This is a genomic window from Frankia alni ACN14a, from assembly GCF_000058485.1.
Taxonomy (GTDB): Bacteria; Actinomycetota; Actinomycetes; order Frankiales; family Frankiaceae; genus Frankia; species Frankia alni.
Genome location: NC_008278.1, coordinates 5,286,853 through 5,310,431 on the forward strand (window position 1 = coordinate 5,286,853; position 23,579 = coordinate 5,310,431).

The 23,579-nt window shown below is 71.5% G+C and carries 14 protein-coding genes; 7 read left to right on the plus strand and 7 right to left on the minus strand.

Translation table 11 applies throughout. From position 1 onward, the window contains the following. Positions 1-108 precede the first annotated feature (108 nt). Both FRAAL_RS21310 and FRAAL_RS21315 read right to left on the minus strand, forming a co-directional pair. Positions 109-1,455: an NtaA/DmoA family FMN-dependent monooxygenase gene (locus FRAAL_RS21310; RefSeq protein ID WP_011605998.1), complete on the minus strand. Its 1,347-nt coding sequence runs from the start codon at positions 1,453-1,455 to the stop codon at positions 109-111. A gap of 90 nt (positions 1,456-1,545) precedes the next feature. Further along, positions 1,546-2,775, minus strand: coding sequence for an LLM class flavin-dependent oxidoreductase (locus FRAAL_RS21315; protein ID WP_050997207.1), 1,230 nt, complete (start codon positions 2,773-2,775; stop codon positions 1,546-1,548). A gap of 484 nt (positions 2,776-3,259) precedes the next feature. On the opposite strand from FRAAL_RS21315, the gene FRAAL_RS21320 reads away from it, so the two are divergent. Both FRAAL_RS21320 and FRAAL_RS21325 read left to right on the plus strand, forming a co-directional pair. After that, positions 3,260-4,039, plus strand: a complete 780-nt coding sequence (locus FRAAL_RS21320) for a dienelactone hydrolase family protein (protein WP_041940836.1) — start codon at positions 3,260-3,262, stop codon at positions 4,037-4,039. Positions 4,040-4,618: 579 nt separating this feature from the next. Continuing rightward, entirely contained in the window at positions 4,619-5,110 is a 492-nt protein-coding gene (locus FRAAL_RS21325; protein ID WP_011606003.1) for a beta-class carbonic anhydrase, read from the plus strand. A 99-nt stretch (positions 5,111-5,209) separates the two neighbouring features. Here the strand turns inward: FRAAL_RS21325 and FRAAL_RS21330 are convergent, their stop codons facing one another. After that, positions 5,210-5,701 (minus strand): winged helix-turn-helix transcriptional regulator, encoded by a 492-nt coding sequence (locus FRAAL_RS21330; protein WP_011606004.1) that lies wholly within the window; start codon positions 5,699-5,701, stop codon positions 5,210-5,212. A gap of 121 nt (positions 5,702-5,822) precedes the next feature. On the opposite strand from FRAAL_RS21330, the gene FRAAL_RS21335 reads away from it, so the two are divergent. Further along, complete coding sequence (locus tag FRAAL_RS21335; protein ID WP_011606005.1) at positions 5,823-6,755, plus strand: NADP-dependent oxidoreductase; 933 nt, start codon at positions 5,823-5,825, stop codon at positions 6,753-6,755. 117 nt (positions 6,756-6,872) lie between these two features. Beyond that, on the plus strand, positions 6,873-7,562 hold the full coding sequence (locus tag FRAAL_RS21340) for a class I SAM-dependent methyltransferase (RefSeq protein WP_011606006.1): 690 nt from the start codon (positions 6,873-6,875) through the stop codon (positions 7,560-7,562). Between the two features lie 150 nt (positions 7,563-7,712). On the opposite strand, the gene FRAAL_RS21345 is transcribed toward FRAAL_RS21340, so the two are convergent. Continuing rightward, positions 7,713-8,738 (minus strand): peptidoglycan recognition protein family protein, encoded by a 1,026-nt coding sequence (locus tag FRAAL_RS21345; protein ID WP_011606007.1) that lies wholly within the window; start codon positions 8,736-8,738, stop codon positions 7,713-7,715. A 737-nt stretch (positions 8,739-9,475) separates the two neighbouring features. Between FRAAL_RS21345 and FRAAL_RS21350 the strand changes: the two genes are divergently transcribed. Next, on the plus strand, positions 9,476-9,928 hold the full coding sequence (locus tag FRAAL_RS21350) for a ChaB family protein (RefSeq protein WP_011606009.1): 453 nt from the start codon (positions 9,476-9,478) through the stop codon (positions 9,926-9,928). Between the two features lie 151 nt (positions 9,929-10,079). Here FRAAL_RS21350 and FRAAL_RS21355 read toward each other — a convergent pair whose 3' ends face one another. Further along, complete coding sequence (locus FRAAL_RS21355) at positions 10,080-12,920, minus strand: MMPL family transporter (RefSeq protein ID WP_231861157.1); 2,841 nt, start codon at positions 12,918-12,920, stop codon at positions 10,080-10,082. Between the two features lie 700 nt (positions 12,921-13,620). Between FRAAL_RS21355 and FRAAL_RS21360 the strand changes: the two genes are divergently transcribed. Continuing rightward, positions 13,621-14,289, plus strand: coding sequence for a lysophospholipid acyltransferase family protein (locus tag FRAAL_RS21360; RefSeq protein ID WP_011606011.1), 669 nt, complete (start codon positions 13,621-13,623; stop codon positions 14,287-14,289). 1,046 nt (positions 14,290-15,335) lie between these two features. On the opposite strand, the gene FRAAL_RS21365 is transcribed toward FRAAL_RS21360, so the two are convergent. After that, positions 15,336-16,232: a helix-turn-helix transcriptional regulator gene (locus FRAAL_RS21365; protein ID WP_041939587.1), complete on the minus strand. Its 897-nt coding sequence runs from the start codon at positions 16,230-16,232 to the stop codon at positions 15,336-15,338. Between the two features lie 155 nt (positions 16,233-16,387). Continuing rightward, complete coding sequence (locus FRAAL_RS21370) at positions 16,388-20,401, minus strand: TM0106 family RecB-like putative nuclease (RefSeq protein WP_050997208.1); 4,014 nt, start codon at positions 20,399-20,401, stop codon at positions 16,388-16,390. Positions 20,402-20,877: 476 nt separating this feature from the next. On the opposite strand from FRAAL_RS21370, the gene FRAAL_RS21375 reads away from it, so the two are divergent. Beyond that, positions 20,878-23,571: a bifunctional acetate--CoA ligase family protein/GNAT family N-acetyltransferase gene (locus FRAAL_RS21375; protein WP_231861160.1), complete on the plus strand. Its 2,694-nt coding sequence runs from the start codon at positions 20,878-20,880 to the stop codon at positions 23,569-23,571. The last annotated feature ends 8 nt before the right edge of the window (positions 23,572-23,579 follow it).

Here is a 23,579-nt window from a genome sequence, read left to right on the forward strand (position 1 = left end):
GGTGCCGGCGCGGGTGGGTGCCGGCGCGGGTGGGTGCCGGCGCGGGTGGGTGCCGGCCCGACCGGAACGGCTTCACCGGAGCCGGTGCTTTCACCGCCCCTCGCCGGCTCAGCCGGGCAGCTCCAGGCCGAGATGCTCGCGCAGGGTCGTGCCGGTGTACTCGGAGCGGAAGACGCCTCGCTCCTGCAGCAGCGGCACGACCTGGTCGGCGAACTCGTCCAGGCCGCCCGGGACGATGTGCGGGACGAGGATGAAGCCGTCGCTGGCGTCCTCCTGGACGAAGTGATTGATGGTTTCGGCGACCGTGGCCGCCGAGCCGATGAAGGACTGCCGCCCGGTGACCTCGATGACCACCTCGCGCAGCGACAGCTTCTTCGCCTCGCCCAGCTCGCGCCAGCGACGCGCCGTGGCCAGCCGGTCGTCGAACATCCGCACGCTGGCGCGCCCCTTGGAGATCGTGTTCTCCCCGGGCAGCGGGTCGACGTCGGGGACCGGCCCGTCCGGGTCGTAGGCCGACAGGTCGCGGTTCCACAACTGCTCGGCGAACAGGATCGCCGTCGCCCCGCTGACCTGCTGGTGGCGGATCAACTCGGCCCGCTCGCGCGCCTCGGCGTCGGTGTCGCCGAGGACGAACGTCGCCGCCGGCAGGACCACCAACTGCTCGGGCCGACGGCCGAACTTGGCGAGCCGGCCCTTGATGTCGGCGTAGAACGCCTGGCCATCCTCGAACGTGCTGTGCCGACTGAAGATCGCATCCGCCGAGGAGGCGGCGAACTCCCGGCCGGCCTCGGAGTCGCCGGCCTGGAAGATCACCGGTCGGCCCTGCGGGCTGCGCGGGACGTTGAACTGTCCGCTGATGTCGAAGAAGTCGTCGTGGTGGGCGAACGTTCCCGGCCGTGGCTCACGCAGGAACTGCCCGGTGTCCTTGTCCGCGACGATCTCGTCGCCGCGCCAGGAGTCGAACAGCTCCCAGGCCGTGTGCAGGAAGCGTCGGGCCCGCTCGTAGCGATCCTGCTCTGCGAGGTAGCCGCCGCGGCGGAAGTTCTCCCCGGTGAAGGCGTCCCAGGACGTGACGACGTTCCACGCGGCCCGCCCCGCGGAGAGGTGGTCGAGGCTGGCGAACTGCCGGGCGACCTCGTAAGGCTCGTTGAAGGTGGAGTTGATGGTGCCGGCGAGCCCCAGACGGTCGGTGACCGCCGCGATCGCGGCCAGCACGGTGAACGTGTCGGGCCGCCCGACGACGTCCAGGTCGTGGATGCGGCCGTTCTGTTCGCGCAGGCGCAGGCCCTCGGCCAGAAAGAAGAAGTCGAACTTGGCGCGCTCGGCCGCTCGGGCGAGGTGGGCGAACGAGCTGAACTCGATCTGGCTGCCCGCCGCGGGGTCGCTCCACACCGTCGTGTTGTTCACCCCGGGGAAGTGCGCCGCCAGGTGGATCTGCTTGGTCGGCCTGCTCATGGAGGTCCTCCGCTGGTGTGTGCAGGGCTGCCGGCTGCCGGCTCTGCCGGCGGCGAACTGGACGGCGGCGGGCTGGACGGCTGCGTCGGGCTAGACGGCGGCGGTGGGGGTGCTGGCGGCGGCCGCGGCGTAGCGGTTGGCGGGTCGGGGCAGGCCGAGCAGGCCCCGCAGCGTGGCGGCCTCGTAGGCGGTGCGGAACGCCCCACGGGACTGGAGCTCGCCGACGAGCCCCCGGGTGATGCCTTCCAGGTCGTGCGGGATGGCCGCCGGACGCAGCCGGAAGCCCGACAGGCCGGCCGGCTGCCAGTCGAGCAGGAGATCGGCGAGTTCGGCGGGGGTACCGGCGACGATGAGCGCATCGCTGCCCTGGGGTGCGCCGGCCCACTCGTCGAGCCGGGCACGGTTGTCGGCGGCCTGCGCCGCCGAGTCGGCGAGGTGGACGACCAGATCGGCGAACACGTGCACGGTCTCGTCGCCCCGGCCGGCCGCGTCCTGCTCGGCCCGGATCTCCTCGACGATCCGGCGGGCGTCGTCGGCGTCGCGAGGCGTCACGTAGACGACGTCGCCCTGGCGCGCTCCGAGCCGGTAGGGCACCGTGGCGTGGCCGAGGACGGTCACCGGCGGCTGGCCCTGCGGCGGGCGGGGCACGATCGAGGGCCCGCGCACGCTGAACCAGCGTCCCTCGAAGTCGATGTAGTGCAGCTTGTCCCGGTCGACGAACCGACCGGTGGCGACATCCCGGATCTCGGCGTCGTCCTCCCAGCTGTCCCACAGCCGGCGCACGACCTCGACATAGTCGGCCGCCTCGTCGAACAGCTCGGTGATCAGCTCGACGACCTCGGGCCGCTCCAGCTCCGTCAGCGCGATCCCGGGAATCGCTCGCCGGCCGAACAGGGCGGCCTCGGCCCCGCCGGTACCGGCCCGCACCCGGACCCCGCCCCGCCCGGAGCTGACGTAGTCCAGCGTCGCGATCGCCTTGGAGATGTGGAAGGGCTCGGTGTGCCCGGCAACGATCGAGGGGACAAGGCCGATCCGAGAGGTCAGAGGAGCGACACGAGCCGCGATGAGCACGGCGTCGAGGCGGCCGCGAACCCGATCGGTCCGGGCGTCCGGACCGTCGAACCGGTCCGACTGCAGGCCGAGGGAGTCCTCGATCGTGACGAAGTCGAGCAGGCCACGCTCGGCCTCCTGGACCAGATCGGTCCAGTACCGGGCATCCAGCAGCTCCGCGGTCCGCGCGCGCGGCTCCCGCCAGGCGGCCGGATGCCAGCCAGCCCCGTCCAGCGCGAGGGCGAGGTGCAGCGGCGGGCGGGGGGTCATCGGGCGCAATCCTGCACGAGACGCAACGGGCACTCCTCGACGATCGAAACCGGCTGGCGAACGGCGGGCGCAGGGCTTTCGAGCTGCAGGCGCAGAACTATCGCGGCGGTCATGGGGCCTCGGACGCCGTCGCTGGGCCCCGGCGGGGTGCCGAGGATCCCGGCCACCCGCACGGACGGATCCCGGTCACGGCGGAACGCCGGTTACCCCCGCATCAACGACAGCGGCTGGATTCGGCGCGTCCAAAATCGATGCAGCGGCGGCACGTCAACAACAGCGAGGTGCGCACCCTTTTCACTCTGAGTAGGTCGGCTTTCCTCGGTCAAGAGCACATACTGTGACGTGCAGCACAGCATGTTCAAGCAGGCGCTCGCCGGGCGATGCGCTTCCGCCGCGACGGCCGGGCCGGGACGACGGACTCCACGCGCGCCGCGCAGCGCGCGACCGTGTCGCCCGCGCGACCGGCGGATGAGGGGTGGGCATCGTGACCACGGTCAATTTGTCCGGATTCGCTGACGTTCTGGATATCTCCCCGGGCCTCAGCGCATACCTGGCCCGACCGACCGCCGTCGGCCCGACCCCGCCCCCCGGTGACGGGCCGTCGGCCAGGGGTCTCCCGCGTCCCGGCGTGATCGTGCTGCACGAGGCGTGGGGTCTGGACGAGACCATCCGCGCGATCGCCGACCGCCTTGCTGGCCTCGGATATCTTGCCCTCGCCCCGGACCTGTTCAGCGCGGGCGGCGCCCGGCGCTGCCTGGTGGCCACGGTGCGGGCGATGTCCTCCGGGCGCGGGCGGGCGTTCGACGACATCGAGGCGGCGCGACGGTGGCTGACCGCCCTGCCGGCGTGCAACGGACGGGTGGGCGTGATCGGCTTCTGCCTCGGCGGCGGCCTCGCCCTGCTCAGCGCGGGCCGAGGCTTCGAGGTCGCGGCGGTCAACTACGGTCCACTGCCCCGTGAGCTCGATGCCTCGTTGCGGGCGGCGTGCCCGGTGGTGGCGAGCTACGGCGGCCGGGACCGCACCCTGCGCGGGGCCGCCGGCCGCCTCTCCGCGGCGTTGGGCCGGGCCGGCGTTCCACACGACGTCAAGGAGTACCCGACGGCCGGGCACGCGTTCCTCAGCGCCCGGCCGGACGGCACTCCAAGCGGCCCGCGCGTCCTGCACCCGGTGCTGCGAGCTGCCGGTATCGGTCCAGAGCCCCTCGCCGCCGCCGATGCCTGGGTCCGGATCGAACGATTCCTGACGGAACATCTCGGCGCCTGACGCCGCGACCGACCGCGAGTTGACTCGCCGCCGACCACTCGGAGGTCAGGACCGGCGAGTTTGTTCAGCTTCGCCATAGAGATGTGACATGCGTCACTGATCCTCACGGTTGGCGGAGCGGTCTCCCCCGTGTTTCGGTTCGTAGATGCCGACGCCGCCTCCGCTGGTGCACAGACGGCACATCGACCTGCTGCTCGTCTCCTCTGCCATCTGTCCCGCCGGCGGGCGCGCCGCGTTCACGGGGCCTTTCGCGCGGACCTCCGCGCTGGGCCGCACTCCGCGCAGAGCCACCTTTTCCGCCGAGTTGACCTTCGCGCGGAGCTGACCTTCACGCAGCGTGGATCCACCGGGACGGTGCAGAGCACATGCGCAGGGGAACGGTCCACTGCGACGGGTGAGCGTCCACGGCCCTGTTCCCGCCGCCGCGATTCCCGTCGTCACCCGGCCGCCGACGCGCCGACCCCCGGCACGCGTCGACGCCTCGGGCCCGGACACGTGCTCCACGCAATCTCGCCCGCCCCCGTCGCGGCTGTCGCATGCCATGCGGCAGGCCGCCCGAACTCCGTCTGGAGCAACGAGATGACCGTCACCGACGACCTACTCGGTAACGCCGTCCAGTACGCCCGCGACTTCACCGCCGGAGAGCTGCCACTGCCCCCGAAGCTGAAGGTTGCGGTCGTGGCGTGCATGGACGCCCGACTGAACGTCTACGGGGTGCTGGGCCTGACCGAGGGTGACGCCCACGTGATCCGCAATGCGGGTGGGGCGGTCACCGACGACGAGATCAGGTCTCTCGCCATCAGTCAGCGGCTGCTGGGAACCCGAGAGATCATCCTCATCCACCACACCGACTGCGGCATGCTCACTTTCACCGACGAGGCGTTCAAGGCTCAGATCACCGCCGAGACGGGCATTCGCCCGCCGTGGGCCGTCGAGACCTTCACGAGCCTGGACGACGACGTCCGGCAGTCGATCGCCCGCATCACGGCCAGCCCCTTCATCCCGCACAAGGACTCGGTCCGCGGGTTCGTCTACTCGGTCGAGAAGGGCACGCTCACCGAAGTGCGCTGAGCGCACCGTCCGCACATCGCGCCGCCCGGCCGCGCGGGCCGAACCCGCCGACCGGGCGGCGCGGTGGGAGGCGCCGGCCTGGACCCGCCGCCCCGGCCGTCACTGCCGAGCCGCCGTCACCCCCATCGCCGCCGTCACCCCGATTACGGCCGACGCACCCGTGGCGGCCGACGCACCCGTCGGCTCCCGCGCGAAGGTACGCAGGTCGTAGGCCTGCTCTGCCGCGCGGATCGCGTCCACGTTCGCCTCGGCCCAGGCCTTGAGGGGCGTGATCAGGGGATAGAGGTCACGGCCCAGCGGCGTCAGCTCGTAGTCGACCCGCACCGGAACCGACGCGGTGACCGTCCGGTCGACCAGCCCGCTGCGCTCCAACGTCCGCAGGGTCTGGGTGAGCATCTTCGGGCTGACCCCGGCGATCTCCGCCTTCAGCTCGCCGTAGCGGCGCGGTCCCGCCGAAACCGCGGCCAGCACCAGGCCGACCCACTTGTCGCTGAGCATCTCGAACACCTTGCGTGACGGGCAGGCCGCCATGAAGGCGTCATAGGCCACCTTCGCCTCGGCCCGCCGCTGCGCGGCCGTCCGGGTAGTCACGAAGCTTCCTCCAGGATACTAGGGAACTCTTGGGTAACTACTACCTAGAAGATACTCACCCCCGTAGCGTTCGGACCACCGCCGCGGCACCCGCCGCGGCACCGGAAGCGGAGGACAACCGATGCGAGCGCTCACGATCCCGGCCTATGGCGAGACCAGCCCGCTGATCCTGACGGAGTTGGCAACGCCGGAGCCCGGCCCGGGGGAGGTCCGGGTCCGGGTCGAGGCCGCAGGAGTGAACCCGGTCGACCCCTTCATCCGCGCAGGCGGCTTCGCCGCACTTGCCACCCAGCAGCCACCCCAGGTGGTGGCCGGATGGGAGCTCGCCGGTGTCGTCGACGCGCTCGGTGCAGGGGTGACGGAATGGCCGGTAGGTACGGCGGTCGTCGCCCTCATCGACTGGATCGGCGCACGGAGCGGGGCCCATGCCGAGCAGGTCGTGCTTCCGGCCGACCACCTTGCCGCCCGCCCGGACGCCGTGGCTTCCACACTGGCTTCGACCGTCCCACTCAACGCACTCACGGCGCACCAGGCTGTAGCGGAGCTGCACCTGGCCGCGGGTGCCACCGTCCTCGTCACCGGGGCGGCGGGGGCCGTGGGTGGCTTCGCCGTCCAGTTCGCCGCCGGCACCGGCGCCCGCGTCGCGGCGCTCGCCGGACCCGAGGACGAGCAGGCGGTCCGTCAGCTGGGCGCGGAGATCTTCGTCGGCCGCACCGAGGAGTCTGCCGCCACTCTGCGTGCGGCGCTTCCCGACGGGGTGGACGGCATCATCGACGCCGCCCTGCTCGGCGAGTCGATCATCGATCTCATCCGGCCCGGCGGGGCCTTCGTCGGGCTCACCCCGCCCTCGACCCCGTCGCCGCGGGTCGGAGTGAGGACCCATGCACTGAACGTGCACGCGGACGGTCGGGCGCTCGCCACGATCATGGACGCGATTGCGCGAGGGGAGGTCACGATCCGCGAGGTGGAGACCTATCCGGCCGCCGAGGGAGCGGCCGCGTACGCCCGCCTGGCCAAGAGCGGCCGGCGAACGGGCATCAGCCTCCTGTTCTGAGCACCGGGCGGCCCTCGCCCGCCGGCACCGGCGCGTGCGCCGGGGCCGGTGAGGGCAGGCACGGTGCCCGCGGAAAACCTGCTGCGGGCGGGTCGGGTCAAGTCGTACGCTTGTCCAATGAGTGAGACAGCAATCTCATATTCCGAGATACCCATCTGGGATCCTGCCACCTACGACGCGGAGCGCCACCGCCTCGTCCCCTCGTTCGATCTGCTGTACGGGGCGGTCGGCGACCTGGTGGCCCAGCTGGGCAGGACCCGGCCGAGGGTGCTCGACCTCGGCGCGGGCACCGGACTGCTGGCCTCCGCCGTGGTCGCCGCGGTGCCGGAGGTACGCCTGCACCTGTTCGACGGTGCCGCCCCCATGCTCGCCAAGGCGCGGGCCCGGCTGGCCGCCGAGAACGTCGAGGCCGTCACCATGGCCGACCTCTCCGCAGCGCTGCCGTCCGGGCCCTTCGACGCCGTCGTCTCCGCGCTCGCCATCCACCATCTCGACGATCCCGGCAAGCGGGACCTGTTCGGGCGGGTGCACACTGCACTGCGTCCGGGCGGTGTCTTCGCGAACCTGGAGCAGGTCGACGGGCCGACCCCGGCCCTGACCCGGCGGTACGAGGAGATGCACGAGCGGCACGCGCGGGCGGCCGGGTCGGACGACGCCGAATGGCAGGCCGCCCTGGGACGGATGGCCTTCGACCGCTGCGCGCCGCTCGCCGACCAGCTCGCCTGGCTGACCGAGGCCGGCTTCGATCCGGTCGACTGCATCGTCAAGAACGGCCGGTTCGCCGTCTACGCCGGATGGCGTTCCTGACCCCTCGACCGGCCGCATGACCCCACCGGCCTGGGCCGACCGGCCTGGGTCGTGCGGCCTGGGTCGTGCGGCCTGGGTCGTGCGGCCCGCTCCGGACCCGACTCTCCGGACCCGACGCGCTCCGGACCCGACACTCCGGACGGGGTCGGCTCACAGGAGCGCTCGAGCGACCTCCAGGCGGACGCTGTCCAACGTCGAGTACAGGACCGCCCCGGGGCACTCGGTCGCCATCCAGTCACGATGCCCGCTGATCGCCGACACCCGGCGTCGGGCGCCGCCGACCGGATTGAGGTAGTCGACACTGCCGACGGGGTTCAGGCTGTGGGCACCGCAGAGCGCCAGCAGCACCAACGCGAGCGAGCGACGCGCGGCTGCCGTCGGGGCGCGGTTCCGGTGGTCGCCGAGCAGCGCGACTCCGACGTTGCCGGCGTTGAATCCGCCGACGTGCGCGCCGGTGACCACCTGGCCGTCCGGACGATGTCCGGGAACCCCGTCGGTCCCGGACCAGCGTCCTTCGTACAGGCTGCCCGCCTCGTCGATGAGGAAGTGGTAACCGATGTCCGCCCAGCCGCGTTCCACGGTGTGGAAGTGGTAGATCGCCCGCACGGTCGCGGCCGGGTCCGGATCGTCGTTCGGCGTCACGGTGTGGTGCACAGTGATCACCTGGCCCGGGTGGTAGGTCGTTGGCCAGGGCTGGCCCGTGGCGGGGTTGAGTCGCAGCGACTCGTCGGCACCCCAGGCCACTCGAGGCAGGTACCGCAGACCGAGTGCCGACGGCGCCGATCCCGTGGGTGCGGCGGTGGGTGCGGTGGATACGGACGGCGGCGCACCACCCTCGCCCGCCGGTGCGGGTCCGGCCGCCGGAGCCGGTCCCGCCGCTGCGGCGAGGGGTGCGTGTCGCGGCCGCGGCACCGATCGGGCCCGCGCCGGGCTCCTCGGCTCGGCCGAGGCGGCTGCGGCGGCCAGTCCGGCCACGGCGGCCGCCGGGCTCCCCGGGCCGGCCACGCCGGCTGCGGCGGCCAGTCCGGCCACGGCGGCGAGGGCGGCCTGGGCGGTCAGGTCCGGGACCATCAGTCGCCGGCACGGGCCGGACGTCGTGTTCAGCGCCGTGACGACCACCCCGGAAGCTCCCTGCGGCACCCGAAGTTCGTAGCCGGTGGCCGTCGTGGCTCCCATCAGGACCGCATGAGCGGAGGAGGCACCGGCCGGCCGGTCGTCCCGCTCCGCAGGGCAGCCGACGGCCAGCGGGCTCCACGAACCGTAGCCACCTTTCACCTGCCGGAGGCGGATCGCGGCGCCTGCGCTCTCCGTCCCTGCCGCCGCCCCGGGGCCCGTACCGCCGCCCGGAGCGCTCCAGCGGACAGCCAGGTAGCCGATGCGAAAAGCCGGGGCCGCCGGGCCCGTTCCCTTCGACGTCGCGCTCAGTGTCTGCGGGATGAGTACCACCCGGGTACCCGCCGGGCCCGCAGTGAACGCGACCGGCACGCCGGCGGTGCTCGCCGCCACCGGAGCGGCAGCGAGTCCCAGAGCCGCCCACCCTCCGACGCCGGCACCGGCCAGGCTGAGAACTCTGCGCCGGGAGGGAGCGGCCGGGTGGTGCGGACGGGGCGGATCGGCGGCGGGCATGGCGTCCTCCGTGTTCACGTGGTCGGGTCAGCGGGCACGCTACGACAGTCAGGGCATCACCCTGTGTATCGAAGCGCCGACCGGCCCGAGCCAGGCCACGTGGTCTGCCGGATCACCCTCGACCGGCGGCCCACCGGGATGCACCCGGATCTGGGTGGACGGGGTGGCGACCCGCTGACGGCGCGGGCGCCGCGACGGCCGAGAAGTCCCCTTCCGTCCGAGTCGTTGAGTCGGCCTGCGGTGGGAAGGCAGTCCCCAGCGGCAGGAGCCGTCGGGAGGAGAACGACATGGCCGTGAGGAAGCGGGAGAACCCCCGCGTGCAGGCCGACCGGATGCGTGCCGATGTGCCGTCGACGATCGCCCGCTCGGCCGACAAGGCCGTCCGGACCTGGAAGAAGACCCACGACTCGGCGGTCGGGACCTACGGCGAGGGCCAGCGGGCCCATCGGGCGGCCTTCGCCGCCCTCAAGCACACCCACGAGAAGGTCGGCGATCACTGGGAGCCGAAGGCACGGCCGGGGCCCTCGGACGCGCAGGCCGCCAGGAAGTCGCCCGACTCTCTGGCGGGCGGGCAGACGGCGGAGGGCGTGGACACGAACGCATCCCTCGCTCATCTGCGTGCTATCGCCCGCGAGCTGAGCATCCCAGGTCGGTCGAAGATGTCGAAGAGTGAGCTCGTCGGCGCGGTGCAGAAGGCCAACCGTCGCGCGACGGCTCGGGCTCGCGGGTCCGGGCACTAGCCTCGACCGGCGCGTTCGCCAGCAGGCCAGCCGGCCCGGTCGGGCGCGGACCGGGTACAGAAGTGCCCGGAACGGCCCGGTACGGCTGGGTGGGAGTGGACGGGGGCGCCGTCCCGGGTCGGTGTTTGGGCCCGGAAGGGCTACGCGCGCGTCAGCGGTGCGCGTCCGCGTCAAGGACCGTGGGGTCGTCCACCTGGATGCCATCGATGACGAACCCGCGTGTCCCGGTCACGACCTGCGGAGCGGTGCCGTCTGCCCGCCATCGGTTACGCAGGAAGTAGTGCCACGTCGGCGCCTGAACGGGCGCAGGCCTGTCCCAGCGGGCGGCCTCCGCACGCCCTCGCTGATACGTGATCTTCGTGGTTGCCCTGGCCCCCGAGTCGGACTGTCCACCCGTGGCCGGGCTGCCGTTGGTCACGTACGCCGCGTAGGACGGCAACGCGGGGAGTCGGCGATCGTCGTCTCCGGGACCGGCGGCTCCGATCGGCCGGTCAGTCGTGCCGACGGGCAGTTGCGCCCCGCCCCGATCCTGCGCCCCGCCTCGCTGCGCCCCGCTCCACCCCTGTGCCCCGCTCCACCCCGAACCTGGCTGTGTCGGCCCCGATGAGCCCGGGCTCGGCAGACCATAGGCCAACACCCCGTACCCGCCCCCGTGACCGGCCGGCGCGGCCATGCCGTTCACCTCAGCCAGACCGGGTTGCCCTGGCATCGCGTGCGGGCCACCAGCCGGACCAGCGCCGACAGCCGTCTCGCCGGAGTCCTCGCGCAGTCCGAAACGGTCATACAGGCGTCGCAGCGGCGCCGGAGCCCACCAGTTGTACCTGCCGGCGAGGGCCATGAATGCCGGAACAAGGATCGCCCGCACGACGGTGACGTCGAGCGTGATCGCGACGGTCAGTCCCACCCCAACAAGTTTGATCATGCTGATGTGGGAGGTGGACAGCGCGACCATGACCACCACCAGGGCGAGTGCAACGCTGGTGATCAGCGGTCCGGTCACTCCCAGGCCGATGGCCACGGATTCCTTGTTGTCGCCGGTGCGCTGGTATTCCTCGCGGATACGGGCAAGCAGGAAGATCTCGTAGTCCATGCTCAGCCCGAACGCGATGAAGAACATCAGTACCGGGCTCGTCATCTCGAGCGTTCCCGAGACCTGGAAGTCGCCGACCAGGCCGCGGAGGTGCCCTTCCTGGAAGACGAAGGCGAGCAGGCCGATCGTCGCGGCGAGGTTGAGCGAGTTCAGGAACATCGCCTTGAGTGGAAGCAGCACGCTGCCGGTGAACAGGAACAACAGGAGGAAGGTGGCGGCCATCACAACCGCGAAGGCGATGGGAAGTCGATGCAGAATGGTGCGCGAGGTGTCCAGAAAATGAGGAGCAAGTCCACCCATGAGGACACCGAAGGGTGCCGGGGTCGCCTTCAGTTCCCGGACCAGGTCTTTCGCCTCACTGGACACCGGAGAAGTGTCGCCCTGCCACACCGACAACCAGGCGCCACCGTGGTTACCCACATATCCCGTGGGCACCTTGGGCACCGCGCCGATCCGTTTTCCCTGCATGAAGCTGCCAGTCACGGTGTCGATGCGAGCAATACCTGGAAGTGCGGACAGTCGAGTCGCGTAGTCGGTCAGTCTGGCAGCGTTGACCGGGTCGCGCGCGTCCACCCCGGGCACGACGATCGGAATCTGGCAGGGCAGGCAGACGATGAAGTCGTCGCGCATCGCATCGTTCACGACGTGCGATTCCGCGGTGGCCGGCAGCACCGTGTCATCGGCCAACGCGAGATTGAGGTGGCGCAGCGGCGCGGCGCAGATCAACAGGATGGCTATGGCCGCGCCGCCGTACAGCAGTGGCCGGTGCATGACCCGGCGGGCCAGTGCCGTCCAACCGCGGCCCGCAGCGGAGGCCTCCCGCGAGCGGTGGCCACCCGCGCGGCGGGTACCGACGGGTCGGCGCCCACCGGCGTCTCGCCGCCGGGACAACGCCGCGCGGATGTCCCCACGATCGAGGCGGTCCCCCAGCACCATCAGCGCCGCGGGCAGCACGAGCAGCGCCGCGACCTCCGAGGTCACGACGACGATGATGCCGGCGAAGGCGAACGAGCGCAGGTAGTACAGCGGAAAGACGAGGGCCGCGGTCAGCGACAGCGCCACGGTCACGCCGGAGAAGAACACTGTGCGCCCGGCCGTCTCCAGCGTGCGACGCAGCGCCGCGCCCGGGAACAGCCCGCGGTCCTGTTCCTCCCGGAACCGTCGGAGAATGAACAGGCTGTAGTCGACGGCGAGGCCGAAGCCCAGCGCGGTGGTCAGGTTCACCGAGAAGACGGAGACGTCGGTGAGCGTCGCGGCCAGCCGCAACAGCGCCAGACTCGACACCACGGACACCACGCCGACCAGTACCGGTAGAAGGGCGGCCGCCACCGTTCCGAAGGCGTAGAGCAGGACGAGGAAAACCAGCGGGGCAGCCGTCGTCTCGCCACGCTCGAGGTCGACCCGGCTGCGTTCGGTGACATCTCGCATGACCGCCGGGGCACCCCCGAAGCGAACCTGCACGCCCGGCCCCACGTGGGAGTATCGCTCGTGCAGCACGCTCAGGCGATCCTGGATGTGATCCTCGGAGCCGGTGAGCCGGAACACGATGAGCGCCGAGCGACCGTCCTTCGCGCGCAGCAGCGGATTGCCCGCCTCGGAGCCGTTCGGCCAGTACGACAGGACGGAGGTCACCCCGTTCTCGGCCGCCAGCTGCCTGGTGAGCTCGCGGCCGAGGTGGACGGGCGTCGGGCCGTCGATCCCGGCGTCCGAGGTGAGCATGACGGCGACGTTCGGGGGCGCGTCGGGAAACTCCGCGTCGAGGAGCTGCTCAGCCTGGGTCGACTTGTCACCCGGCGCGTAGAAGCCGCCGGTGGCGAGCTGGTGGTAGATCCCGGCGTTCCACGGCAGCAGGACCACCACGAGCAGGCAGGCGGCCGCGAGCAGCCGACCACGGTGCAACACGGCGGCGTCCGCCGCGACTGTGAACAGGGAACGCGGAGGTGCGGGAACGCCGGCCATGGAGGCCACCGAGGCCATGACCCGGCGCGACACTCGCGGTGGGCCAGCACCACCGGTTCCTGTTTCCGCAGGTAGATGGCCCACCCATTCATCTTCCTCATCGCGTCCGCGTGGCAACGCGGCATACGCCACCCGATCAGTCCGGGATTCGCGTTGCTGCGCCGAATCGGCGAACGACGGCATGACGCTCCCTTCGAGGATCCCCCGCAACGGTGGATCTCCCGGCAGCCCGGTGATCGCACGACGGCGCCGAGACGACCGCGTGGCCGGACGTGCAGCACGGCGAGGACGTCCCGGGTCGCTACCTCAAAACTAGACCTCCGGGAGGTCCTCGATTCCGAAATACCCCCGTACGGGGGTAGGGAAAGGTGCAGCCGTCGACGGGGCGGCATTCAGTACCCGGAATCCAGATCTGTGGTCGAGCGGATCGGGTGAGGGGGATCGGCTCCGGCGGCGTACCACTGACGGGAGGGAATGCCGGGGGGCCAATCTCGAAGGTGGTACGGCAATGCCTCAGGCTCAGACCATGGTTCGACAGGTCGACACCGCGGTTCCGCAACTCGTGCCCGCACAGCGGGGCAGCACGATCACGGCCCCGGTGACACATCGGGTCGATGCCTGGTCGAGAATCTCCTACGCCTGCATGAAGAAGGTACTGAGTCCGATATGCCAAGCCTTCTGGCATCCACTGGTCGAAGGTCTCGAGAACATTCCGACCGATGGTCCTGCCATTATCGCAGGCAACCATCTTTCGGTGCTCGACGCCGCGTTCCTCGCGATCGCGTCCAACCGGCGGATCACCTTCCTTGCGAAGAGTGAGTACTTCACCACGCCGGGCCTGAAGGGCATGGCCGGGAAGATGTTCGTCGCCGCGACCGGTCAGATCGCCGTGGACCGCGGCAACCGCCGGAAGGCGACGGCCGCGCTGCAGGCCGGCGCTGGTGTGCTGGGCCGGGGCGGCCTGCTGGGGATCTTTCCGGAGGGGACCCGCTCCCCTGACGGTCGGTTGTATCGCGGCAAGCACGGCGTGGCGCGGCTGGCTCTGGAGACCGGGGTGCCGGTCATCCCGGTGGGGCTGGTCGGCACCTTCCAGGTCCTGCCCATGGACCGGCGACTGCCACGCCCCGGACGCGTTCAGGTTCGGTTCGGCACACCGCTGAACTTCCCGCGCATGACAGGCGAACGGACCGGGCTGGCGCAGCGGGCGGCGACCGAGCAGATCATGAGGTCCATCCAGGAACTGTCCGGGCAGCGCCAGGCGGACATCTACGCCGAGCGCTTCAAGGCCTCCCTGGGACTCGTCAGCCGATGACCATCCGATGACCGGCTGACGAAAGGCCGTCCATTCCGCCGCATCTCCCTGGTCGGTGCGGCGGAATGGACGAAGCGGGGCCGGTGCGGCGGAGCGGGCTGCACCGGCCCCGCGCATGCCCGCGTGAACCTCACGGACGGACGCCGACGCTACGGACTTCCGGCAGCCACTTCAACGAGACCGACGGACGGTCGGGCCACCGCCGGCGGCCTTCGGACGCCGCGAAGCCCGCCCGTCCCGGGTTCACCGCCCCGCGGACCTCCCGGTTCGGCGACAGGTGGGTGCACCTGCCAGGTCCACGGCCATGACCGGTCCGATACCGACCGCTGGGCACCTTCGGGCCGCAGGTGGAGACGATCCCGGTGCCAGGTTGATCCCGAGCGGACCAGGCCAGACCACCGAGGCGCGGTCCGGACTCCGCATCCGAATGACGCGTGGGACAGGTCCGGCCATGCTCCCGCCCGCCGCACGACTTCCCTGGCGATGGCCGCGGTGCGCCGCTGGCGGGAACGTGGGCCCCGGGCGCCCCGGGCCACCGGACAGGTCCGACGGTACCGGTCGGCCCATCGACCTCGGGTCCGCGGGACCCGCCGGGCGCCGCCTGCGATCTCGGGGCATCCGGGCAGGCCGCGACGTGGATTGCCCCGGCGCAGGCCGCATGATTATCGCCGCGTGCCGTCGGCACGGTCCGCCGGGCCTGCCATCATGACTGCCCAGGGAGAGCCGACCGGCCCAGGAGGAGCCCCCGGCGCCCGCACGACGACCGGCCCGGCCATCGGGTACGCCGGTGCCTGCCCGCGGGCTCGAAGATCGCTGGTCTGGCTGAGGCCGCAGCGCCGTCCACTCCGTTGCCGGCGGGTCCGACCATCGACCCGTTCCGCGCCGGCGGATTCGGTGACTCCCGGATCCGCCGGCACGGAACGAGACTTCCCAGAACGGGAAGTTGTCCGACTCTCAGCTTTGGCGCAGACCACGCGCCGTATCCGAAGGGAGAGATTCACCCGACCAGCGGACCTCCCGGACGAAGCCCGGAAGCCGCCGCCGTGTCAGGGAAGCATGCCCAGTTGGCGAGCAGCATGCACCGCCGCGGTCCGGTTACGGACCCCGAGTTTGCGCATGATGCTGCGCAGATATGCCTTCACCGTCTCCGGTGAGACGGTGAGGCGCCGCGCGGTCTCGACGTTGGACAGGCCGAGTGCGACCTGTGCCAGCACCTCGAGCTCACGCGGGGTCAACGCCAACCGGCCGCCGACCTTCGCCTCCTGGTCCAGCAAACCGCGCAGCAGCTCCGATACGCCCCCGATCCGGCCACGCAGCAACGGGTCGGCCACATGTTCGGTGACCTCCTGAAGCTCCCGGTAGGCCAGCCGCAGACTCTCCTGTGGCTGGCCGGGCGAACGCGGCAGCGGCACGGCGCCCACCGCTCTGGCAGCCGGCGCGCGATGCCCTGGTGGCATCGACGTCGACAGCGGCTCCGTACGCGCTGCGACTGCGCCCAGCTCGCGTTCCATCAGTCGAGCCGTGGCGATGGCCGCGTGAATCGCGGCCTCGGTGAACGGCGCCTCGGTCCGCATGGCTCCATACAGCACGGCGACCACCACGCTGTCCATGCAGACCGGCACGGCGAGAATCGCTCCCAGCTCACTGCTCTCGATCGTTGGGGCAGTGGAGCGAAGAACCCTTCTCGCCGCGGCCGGGTCGTTGATGACGACCGGGCGGCAATGCCGTACCACCTGCCCGCCGATTCCCGTCCCAGGTGGGACGGAGTGACCGAGCAGTCCGCTCGGTGCGGGTCCGTCCACGTTGGTGACGGTCAATCGACCGGAATGTGGTGTGACCATTCCGCCGAATGTGAGATGGGCTCCCGATGAAGCGCGCAGCCGGGCGATCGCCCGCGGCAGGACTGTCTGCACGCGACTGGGGGCCGACACGTCCACTGTCACGAGCGTCCCCTTCCCCGACCTGTAGAAGACGAAGGGAATCGTAGCACCCGTTTTACGATAAGCACAAATAAGTGCACAAACGGCATGACGCCGAATGTTGTCCGAGAGTCGGGACCCGTTCGCGCGTAACAGCTTTTCCCGACTCGAACCCAACCTCAGGAGAAGGGCAGATGCATCTGCGCGGGCGGCCCAACGGCTACGCGAGCACCCTCGGTCACCGGCTGGGGGACGCCGGCCCCGGAACCGCCGTCCCCCGCGGCGGCCGTCGCCGGCCCGCCGGGACGATGAGCCGGCACCGCGAACAGGTCGGTACGGGCCATGGCCCGCAGTCGGGCGAGCCCGGCGAGCAGGTGGAGCTCCGCGACACTGCGTGGAGAGCTGTCGAGCAACGCCGGCGACATCACCAGGACCGCCGCCACCTGGGCCCGGGACAGCGCGACGTTGAGCCGGTTACGGGAAAGCAGGAAGTCGAGCCCGCGTGGCGCCTCGTCGGCACTGGAGGTCGTCAACGACGTGACCACCACCGCCGCCTCCTGGCCCTGGAACCGGTCCACCGTGCCGACCCGCACGCCCGGCAGGGCGGCGGCCTCGAGCGCACGTTCGATCGCTCGAACCTGGCGGTTGTACGGGGCGACCACAAGCACATCCGCCCCGGTCAGCGGACGGGAACTCGCACCCTCGATGATCAGACGATTCATCAGTTGTCGGATGACTGCCCCCACCGCGGACACCTCCTCGTCGGAGCGGGTGCCGTTGTCGGCGTGGACCACGTCGTGGAGGTACAGCCCGGCAGGCACGCCGGCAAGGGCACGGGTCGCGGCGATCGGGTGAGACCGCAGCAGGCCACGGTAGGCGAGGGCGGACACCGGCGCGCACACCGCCGGATGGAGCCGGCGGGTCCGATCGAGAAAGTAGCCGAGCGCGGGTGGGATCACCTCGGCGTCGCCCAGCAGGTGTGACAGCGCAGAAGCGTCGGCACCCTCGGGGTGGATGCCCGCCACGACCTGCGGCAACTGCTGCGGATCGCCGAGCAGGACCAGGTTGCGGGCCGCTGGGGCCACCGCGAGGGTGTCGGCCAGCGCGAACTGTCCTGCCTCGTCGATGATCAGGACGTCGAACGGCACGGCCGCGAGCGTTGTGTTGGCGAAGGCCCAGGCGGTGTCGCCGACGAGATGGCCGTCCGGATGTGCGTCCCGCCACGCCGCCAGCGCCCGCAGGTCGCGCGGCGTGTCCCAGGGTGGCCGGTGCGCCGGGTCTGCCGGTGCACCGGAGCGCTGCTTCTTGGCCGCGGCGACCAGCGGACGCCACGGCGGGGCACCATCGGCGCCCTCGGCGCCGTTGACCCTGCCGGACTCGCCGTTGACCCTGCCCGGCTCGGCGTCGGCGGTGGACGACGGGGGCTGGCCGGTGGCGGCGAGCATCGCGTTTTCGATCGCCTTGTGGCTGGTTGAGCAGATTCCCACCGACTTGCCCTGAGCGATCAGATCCTGGATCAGCCGCCCGGCCAGATAGGTCTTGCCGGCGCCGGGCGGGCCCTGCACAGCCAGATACGAGCCGTCGAGGGCGCTGACCGCGGCCAGGACGGCGGTGACCTGGTCGTCCCCGTCCTCGGGTACCGGCAGGCCGGGTGTCGAGCTGAGCAGTCGAGGTGGATCGCGACGCAGCAGGTCCGTCGCCGACTCCGCGGGCAGTCGGCCGGGAAGCGCGGCGGCGGCCCGGCGGGCGAGCTCGCGGATGGCAGTGGGTTTGGGTTCGGGCCGTACCGGAGCACCAGGCAGTACGGCTGTCGGCAGCGCGCGGCTGACCGCGTCCGGTGCCACGCTCTCCCTCAGGAGCAGTGCGTGCGGCTCAGCCCGTTCGACCAGAGCGTCGGTGGTCCCACCGGCGGTGCCTGCCGGGCCCGGGTAGAGCAGCCGCACGGACTCGCCGCGGTCGAACGGGTGCGGACGGTTCGAGTCGACGCGCGCCTGCAGCACCCGGCGGCTGCGACGCCGCCGCCCTGACGGCTCCTCCCAGTCCTCGATCACGGCCCACCCGGTCGGCACGGCACAGTCGTCGGCCGCCTCCAGGCTCTCCCGATCGGCGATCAACGCCGCGAAGTAGGTCCACCAGGCCGGCTTGTTCTCCCGTCGGTGATAGCCCACCGCTGCGGCGAGCAGAGCCCGAGCCCGCTGGTCGGCCGACCAGGCCGCCGGCTCGGGAGGCAGCCCCGCAACCAGCGCGTCGACGAGGGCGTCAGGATCGTCGTCGCCGGCCAGCGACGACGGCTCGGTGACGCCCGGAACATCGGTTCCCAGGGTGCCCGGATCCACCGCGACGCTCCCCCGCGCCTCGACCCCCTCGTCCTGGCGCAGCCGGAGCAGCCAGCGGTGCAGCCGGTGGGTCGACACGCAGTCCACCCGGTTGTACTCGGCGATCTCAGCGAGCACCCGGTCGGCCTCGGCGATCTCCCCCGCGGCTCGGTGCGCGAGGAAGGACTCGTACGCCACGATGCTGTCCGCGGCGTTCTTCACCGCCGCCTGCCGCGCGTCCGGGAAGAACAGCGGCTCAAGATACTTGATCGAATAGGAGGGCTGGGAGACTCGGAGGCTGCGCCGGACCACCGCGTAGAGGTCGATCAGCCGGTTGCCGGCGAGCAGCTCGTCGACCTGCCGCTCCCGTGTGCCGTGCCGTGCCGCCAGCCGCCGCAGCGCGTTGAGCTCGTAGGGTGCGTAGTGGTAGATGTGGGCGCCCGGATGTTCGTGTAACCGCGCCACGGCCCAGTCGACGAAGGACTCGAACGCCAGCCGCTCGCCGTGCCGGTCATGTGCCCAGAACGCCTGGAAGGCCTCCGCCGCGGCCTCGGCCGGGCCACCCCCGCTCGGGGGCCCGGTCAGCGTGACGGCCCCGAAGAGGTACTCCAGACCGGCGGCGTCCAACGCATACGGATCACCCTCCATGTCGAAGTAGATGTCGGCCGGGTCCGCCACCGGGAGTGATGCGAGGCCCGCCGGATCCACCATCCGCACGGTCACCGTCCCCAGCGGGTCATCCGCGCTGCGGGTCGCATCCTGCGCCGCCTGTAGTTCGGCCTGGAGGCGCAGTCCAGCGAACACCGCGGCGGACATCGGCGTCGGCCGTTGCTCGTCGCGCGCAGCGGCGAGCTCCTCGACGGACGTGATGCCCGCCCCGCGCAGCACGCGCCGCTGCCCGGTCCGAAGCCCCGCGACCAGGGACAGATCGCGGGCCGCCGCCCGACCCTCGGCGCAATGCTCGGAGAAGGCACAGCTTGCGCACTCCGGACGGGGCTGCGCCCACGACGGGGCAGGAACAACCGCCGGCTCGACAAGCCGGGCATCGAGGCGGCTGCGTATGTGGCGAACCATCGGCGCGACGTCATCGACGCTGAACGAACGCACCACGGCGACGCCGCCCCGCCGCTCATCAGGTCCGCCACGCCCGTCGCCCACGCAACCCGGTTCCGTCGGCGCGACGGTGCCGGCAGTGCCGGCAGTGCCGGATTCTCGCGCGGGATGCAGGAGGTGCATCATGCTCGGCACTGCCACGCCGACCGACGGCAACGCCAGGGCGTAGGCGGCGAGCTGCAGGACAGCCCCGGGCCGGGCCTGCCGGGCGAGCTTGGCATCGTAGGGCTCGTAGTGGCCCGGCTGAACGGGACCGCTGTGCGCACCGGTTCCGGGGTCACGGTGCGCCGCGATCAGGAAGTCCGGCCGACCGTGGAAGGAACCGTCGAACAGCACACCCTGGTAGACCACCGGGGCGCCGTCGGCGAGCGCGCGACGAGTCCGCTCGTTGGCCTCGGCGAGGGCGTCGGGAGTCGGCGCCGGGCGAGGGATCTCCACCACCCCGTCGGGGCCGAAGCATCGCCGGAGATGTGCCAGCACGCGTCGCTCGTGGGCCTCACCGTGCCGGACCGCGGTCGGATCCGGGGCACTGACCCGCAGCCGTCCCGTCGGGCCACCCGTCGGATCCTCGGGCATCACCTGCGCCATGGGCGTGACGGCGGCAGGCCCCCCTGGGCTGCCGGCATCGGGGCCGCCGGCACTGTCGCCCCCGGCGGACAGCAGGCCGGTGGCGAGCGCGTGCGCAAGCCCGACCCGGTGCCCGCACTCGAGGTCGTCAACAAGATCGCCTGCGGAGACGACCCAGCGATCGTCGAACCTCTGCACGTCACCATCCCGTCCGGACCACCCATCCGGTCCGGTCGCATATTGTCCCGCGCCCCCCCTTCGGCATTCGGCCGGGTCCGAACTCGCGATACGGCGGGACAGACGATTCCGGGTCACCGAGTTCCGCAGCTCACCCTCGTGGCACGGCCCGTCCGTTCGGGCCACCTCGTTCAGGTGCACCATGTCCGCGCGGGTGGATGGAGACGAGTCCAGGCGAACTGTCGCGTTCGTCACATCAACAACCCAGGTGCGATCCGGGTCCGTCTGAGCGGGCGTCCCTGCGATCGCCTCCACCCGAACCGACCAGGGCCGCCTTCACCACCAGGTATTACGATGGAACACGAAGAGGATCATGAAATGGAACGGGTGGCCGCGGTTACTCCTCGCGGTCCGGCCCGCCGACATGGGGTCGCTGCCGCGCACGGCCGGACGTGGGCGGCGGCGACGAGCGGATTCGAGCCTCGGGAGGACGCAAGGTGGCAGCTTCCCGGGCAGCGAACGCGGAGCAGACACGCTGGGTCGAGGACGTTGTGCTCGCCGACGGCGGGTCGGTCGCGGTGCGACCGCTGGGCCCCGATGACGTCGGCCGGCTGAGTGCCTTCCATCTGCGCCTGAGCGAGGCCAATCCCCACGACCCGGATCTCGCCGGCGCCGCGGGGGATCCCGCGCTGCTGGCCGGGCGAGTCGTCTCGCCCGGCAGCCGGGCATCCGCGGTGCTCGGCGCCCTCGTCGGCGACCAGATCGTCGGGTTGGTCGAGTACAGCACGATCGGCGACGAGGGCGACGCCCGGTTCGGGATTCTCGTCGAGAGCCCTCATCAGGGACGAGGGCTCGGCACACTGCTCATCGACATCCTCATCGACACCGCTGGTGAGGCCGGTGTGCGTCGGCTTGTCGCGGATGTGCCGGCGAGTAGTCGACGGGTCCTGGAGGTTCTGCGATCGGTCGGGTTCGACCTCACGCCCATGGACGACACCCAGATCCGCGTGAGCTACCCGGTGGAAACCGGTGACGGCCCCGGGAGCAGTACCCGGTCGCGCCGGGGGCGGGTCGGCGGAGGTCTGGACCATCCGGACGGTTCCCGAAGCATCGACCGGCTGCTGCACCCTCGTGCGGTTGCCGTCATCGGGGCAAGTCGCCAGCCTGGAGCAGTCGGTCACGAGGTCTTCCGCCGCCTGCTCCGCAGCGGCTTCACCGGAGCGGTCTATCCGGTCAACGCCGCGGCAACCCATGTCGCCTCGGTCTACGCCTACCAGGATCTGCACGCAGTGCCCGCCGAGATCGACCTGGCCGTCGTGGCGGTGCCGGCGCAGCGGGTGACCGAGGTTCTGCGCACCTGTGCGCAGAAGCGGGTCCGCGGTGTCATCGTCGTGTCGGCCGGCTTCGCGGACGGCGGGGACGAGGGCCGGGCCCTGCTCGCGGACGCCATCCGCATCGCCCGCGACGGCGGCATGCGCCTGATCGGCCCGAACGCGATGGGGGTCATCAACACCGCGCCGACCACCCGGCTGCATGCCACCTTCGCCGTCGGGGAACCCCCGGCCGGACGGGTCGGCGTGTTCACCCAGTCCGGCGCCCTGGCTGGCACGTTCCTCACCGACGCCGCCCGCCGTGCGGTCGGATTTTCCACCTTCGTCTCCGCCGGAGACCGATCCGACGTCTCGACGAACGACTTTCTGGAGTACTGGCAGTCAGATCCGCGAACCGACGTGATCATGCTGCACCTGCAGAGCTTCGGCAATCCGAGGCGCTTCGCGCGGATTGCTCGCCAGCTCGGTCGACACAAGCCCGTCGTGGCGTTGAAGAGCGGCCAGGAGTCCGCGGACACCGGGGTGAACGCGCTTTTCACCAGCGCCGGAGTGGTTCGCGCGGACACCCTGAACCAGCTCTTCGACGCCGTGCAGCTGCTGGCCCATCAGCCCCTGCCCGCCGGACGACGGGTCGGCATCGTGGGAACAAGCAGCGCGCTCGCGGCGCTTGCCACGGACGCCTGCCGTACCTATGGACTCGAGGTCCCCGCGCTGTCCGAGGAGACCTGGTCCGAACTCGCCGCTCTCGTCGGCCACCGGTACGCCACCAATCCGGTCGACCTCGGTCCGCTGGCCGATCCCGAGCGGTTCGACGCCGCGTTGCGGCTGGTCGCGGCCTCGGGCGACGTCGACGCGATCATCGCGCTGGTGACTCCACACGCCCAGGTCGACCGGCTCGGAGCCGCGGTGCGGGAGGTTGCGGCCGACAGCGGTCTGCCGGTGCTTGCCTCCTATCTCGGTCAGGACGGCATCCCCGCCGCGCTCGCGGTAGCGGACCCGAGCGGCTCCGCCGGCCGAGGATCGGTGCCGTCCTACTCCTCACCGGAATCGGCCGCACTGGCGCTCTCACGCGCCGCCGACCACGCTGCCTGGCGCGCGCGGGATCACGGCCGGGTGCCCGCACTGGACCGCATCGACCTGGACGGCGCCCGCGCGGAAGTCGAACGCCATCCGAAGAACGGCACCTGGCTGCCGGAACCGGCCGTGGCCACCCTGCTGGCCGGGGTCGGGCTGCGAGCATGGCCCAGTATTCGCGTCGCCGACGAGGCGCAGGCGCGGGCGGCGGCCGAGGCACTCGGCTGGCCGGTGGCCCTCAAGATCTCCGACGAGCGCTTCCGTAGCAGGCTCGACGTCGGAGCAGTCCAACTCGGACTGGGTGATCCGGATGAACTCGGGGGTGCCTGGCGGGCCGTGCGCGCCGCGGTCGGCCCCGGCGACATGCTCGTGCAGCCGATGGCGCCGGCCGGGGTGTCCACCGTCGTCCGGTTGCGTCAGGACCCGACTGTCGGCCCGCTGCTCTCACTCCGGCTGGGCGGCGCCGTCGCGGACCTGCTCGTCGATCCGCTGGCTCGCACCCTGCCCCTGACGGACCGGGACGCCGAGGACCTGATCCATGAGATCCGGGGCAGCGTGCTGCTGGTCGGGGGGTCCGGCGCGCCCGCCGCCGATACCGATGCGCTGGCAGATCTCCTGCACCGGGTGGCCCGGCTCGCGGAGGAGCTTCCCGCCATCGGCGAGATCCTGCTCGATCCGGTCCTCGTCGGGCGTCGCGGCGTGGTGCTGCTCCACGCGGGGATCCGCCTGCTACCGCCCGAGACGGAGTCACGCACGCTCCTGCGCGCGCTTGCCGTCCCGACCTGACCGACCGG

What these genes read in the sequence shown, in the direction of transcription:
- FRAAL_RS21360 (WP_011606011.1), top strand. Translation starts at nt 13,621, where the DNA reads ATGAAGAAGGTACTGAGTCCGATATGCCAAGCCTTCTGGCATCCACTG.
- FRAAL_RS21310 (WP_011605998.1), bottom strand. Translation starts at nt 1,455, where the DNA reads ATGAGCAGGCCGACCAAGCAGATCCACCTGGCGGCGCACTTCCCCGGG.
- FRAAL_RS21340 (WP_011606006.1), top strand. Translation starts at nt 6,873, where the DNA reads ATGAGTGAGACAGCAATCTCATATTCCGAGATACCCATCTGGGATCCT.
- FRAAL_RS21335 (WP_011606005.1), top strand. Translation starts at nt 5,823, where the DNA reads ATGCGAGCGCTCACGATCCCGGCCTATGGCGAGACCAGCCCGCTGATC.
- FRAAL_RS21315 (WP_050997207.1), bottom strand. Translation starts at nt 2,775, where the DNA reads ATGACCCCCCGCCCGCCGCTGCACCTCGCCCTCGCGCTGGACGGGGCT.
- FRAAL_RS21345 (WP_011606007.1), bottom strand. Translation starts at nt 8,738, where the DNA reads ATGGGAGCCACGACGGCCACCGGCTACGAACTTCGGGTGCCGCAGGGA.
- FRAAL_RS21350 (WP_011606009.1), top strand. Translation starts at nt 9,476, where the DNA reads ATGGCCGTGAGGAAGCGGGAGAACCCCCGCGTGCAGGCCGACCGGATG.
- FRAAL_RS21325 (WP_011606003.1), top strand. Translation starts at nt 4,619, where the DNA reads ATGACCGTCACCGACGACCTACTCGGTAACGCCGTCCAGTACGCCCGC.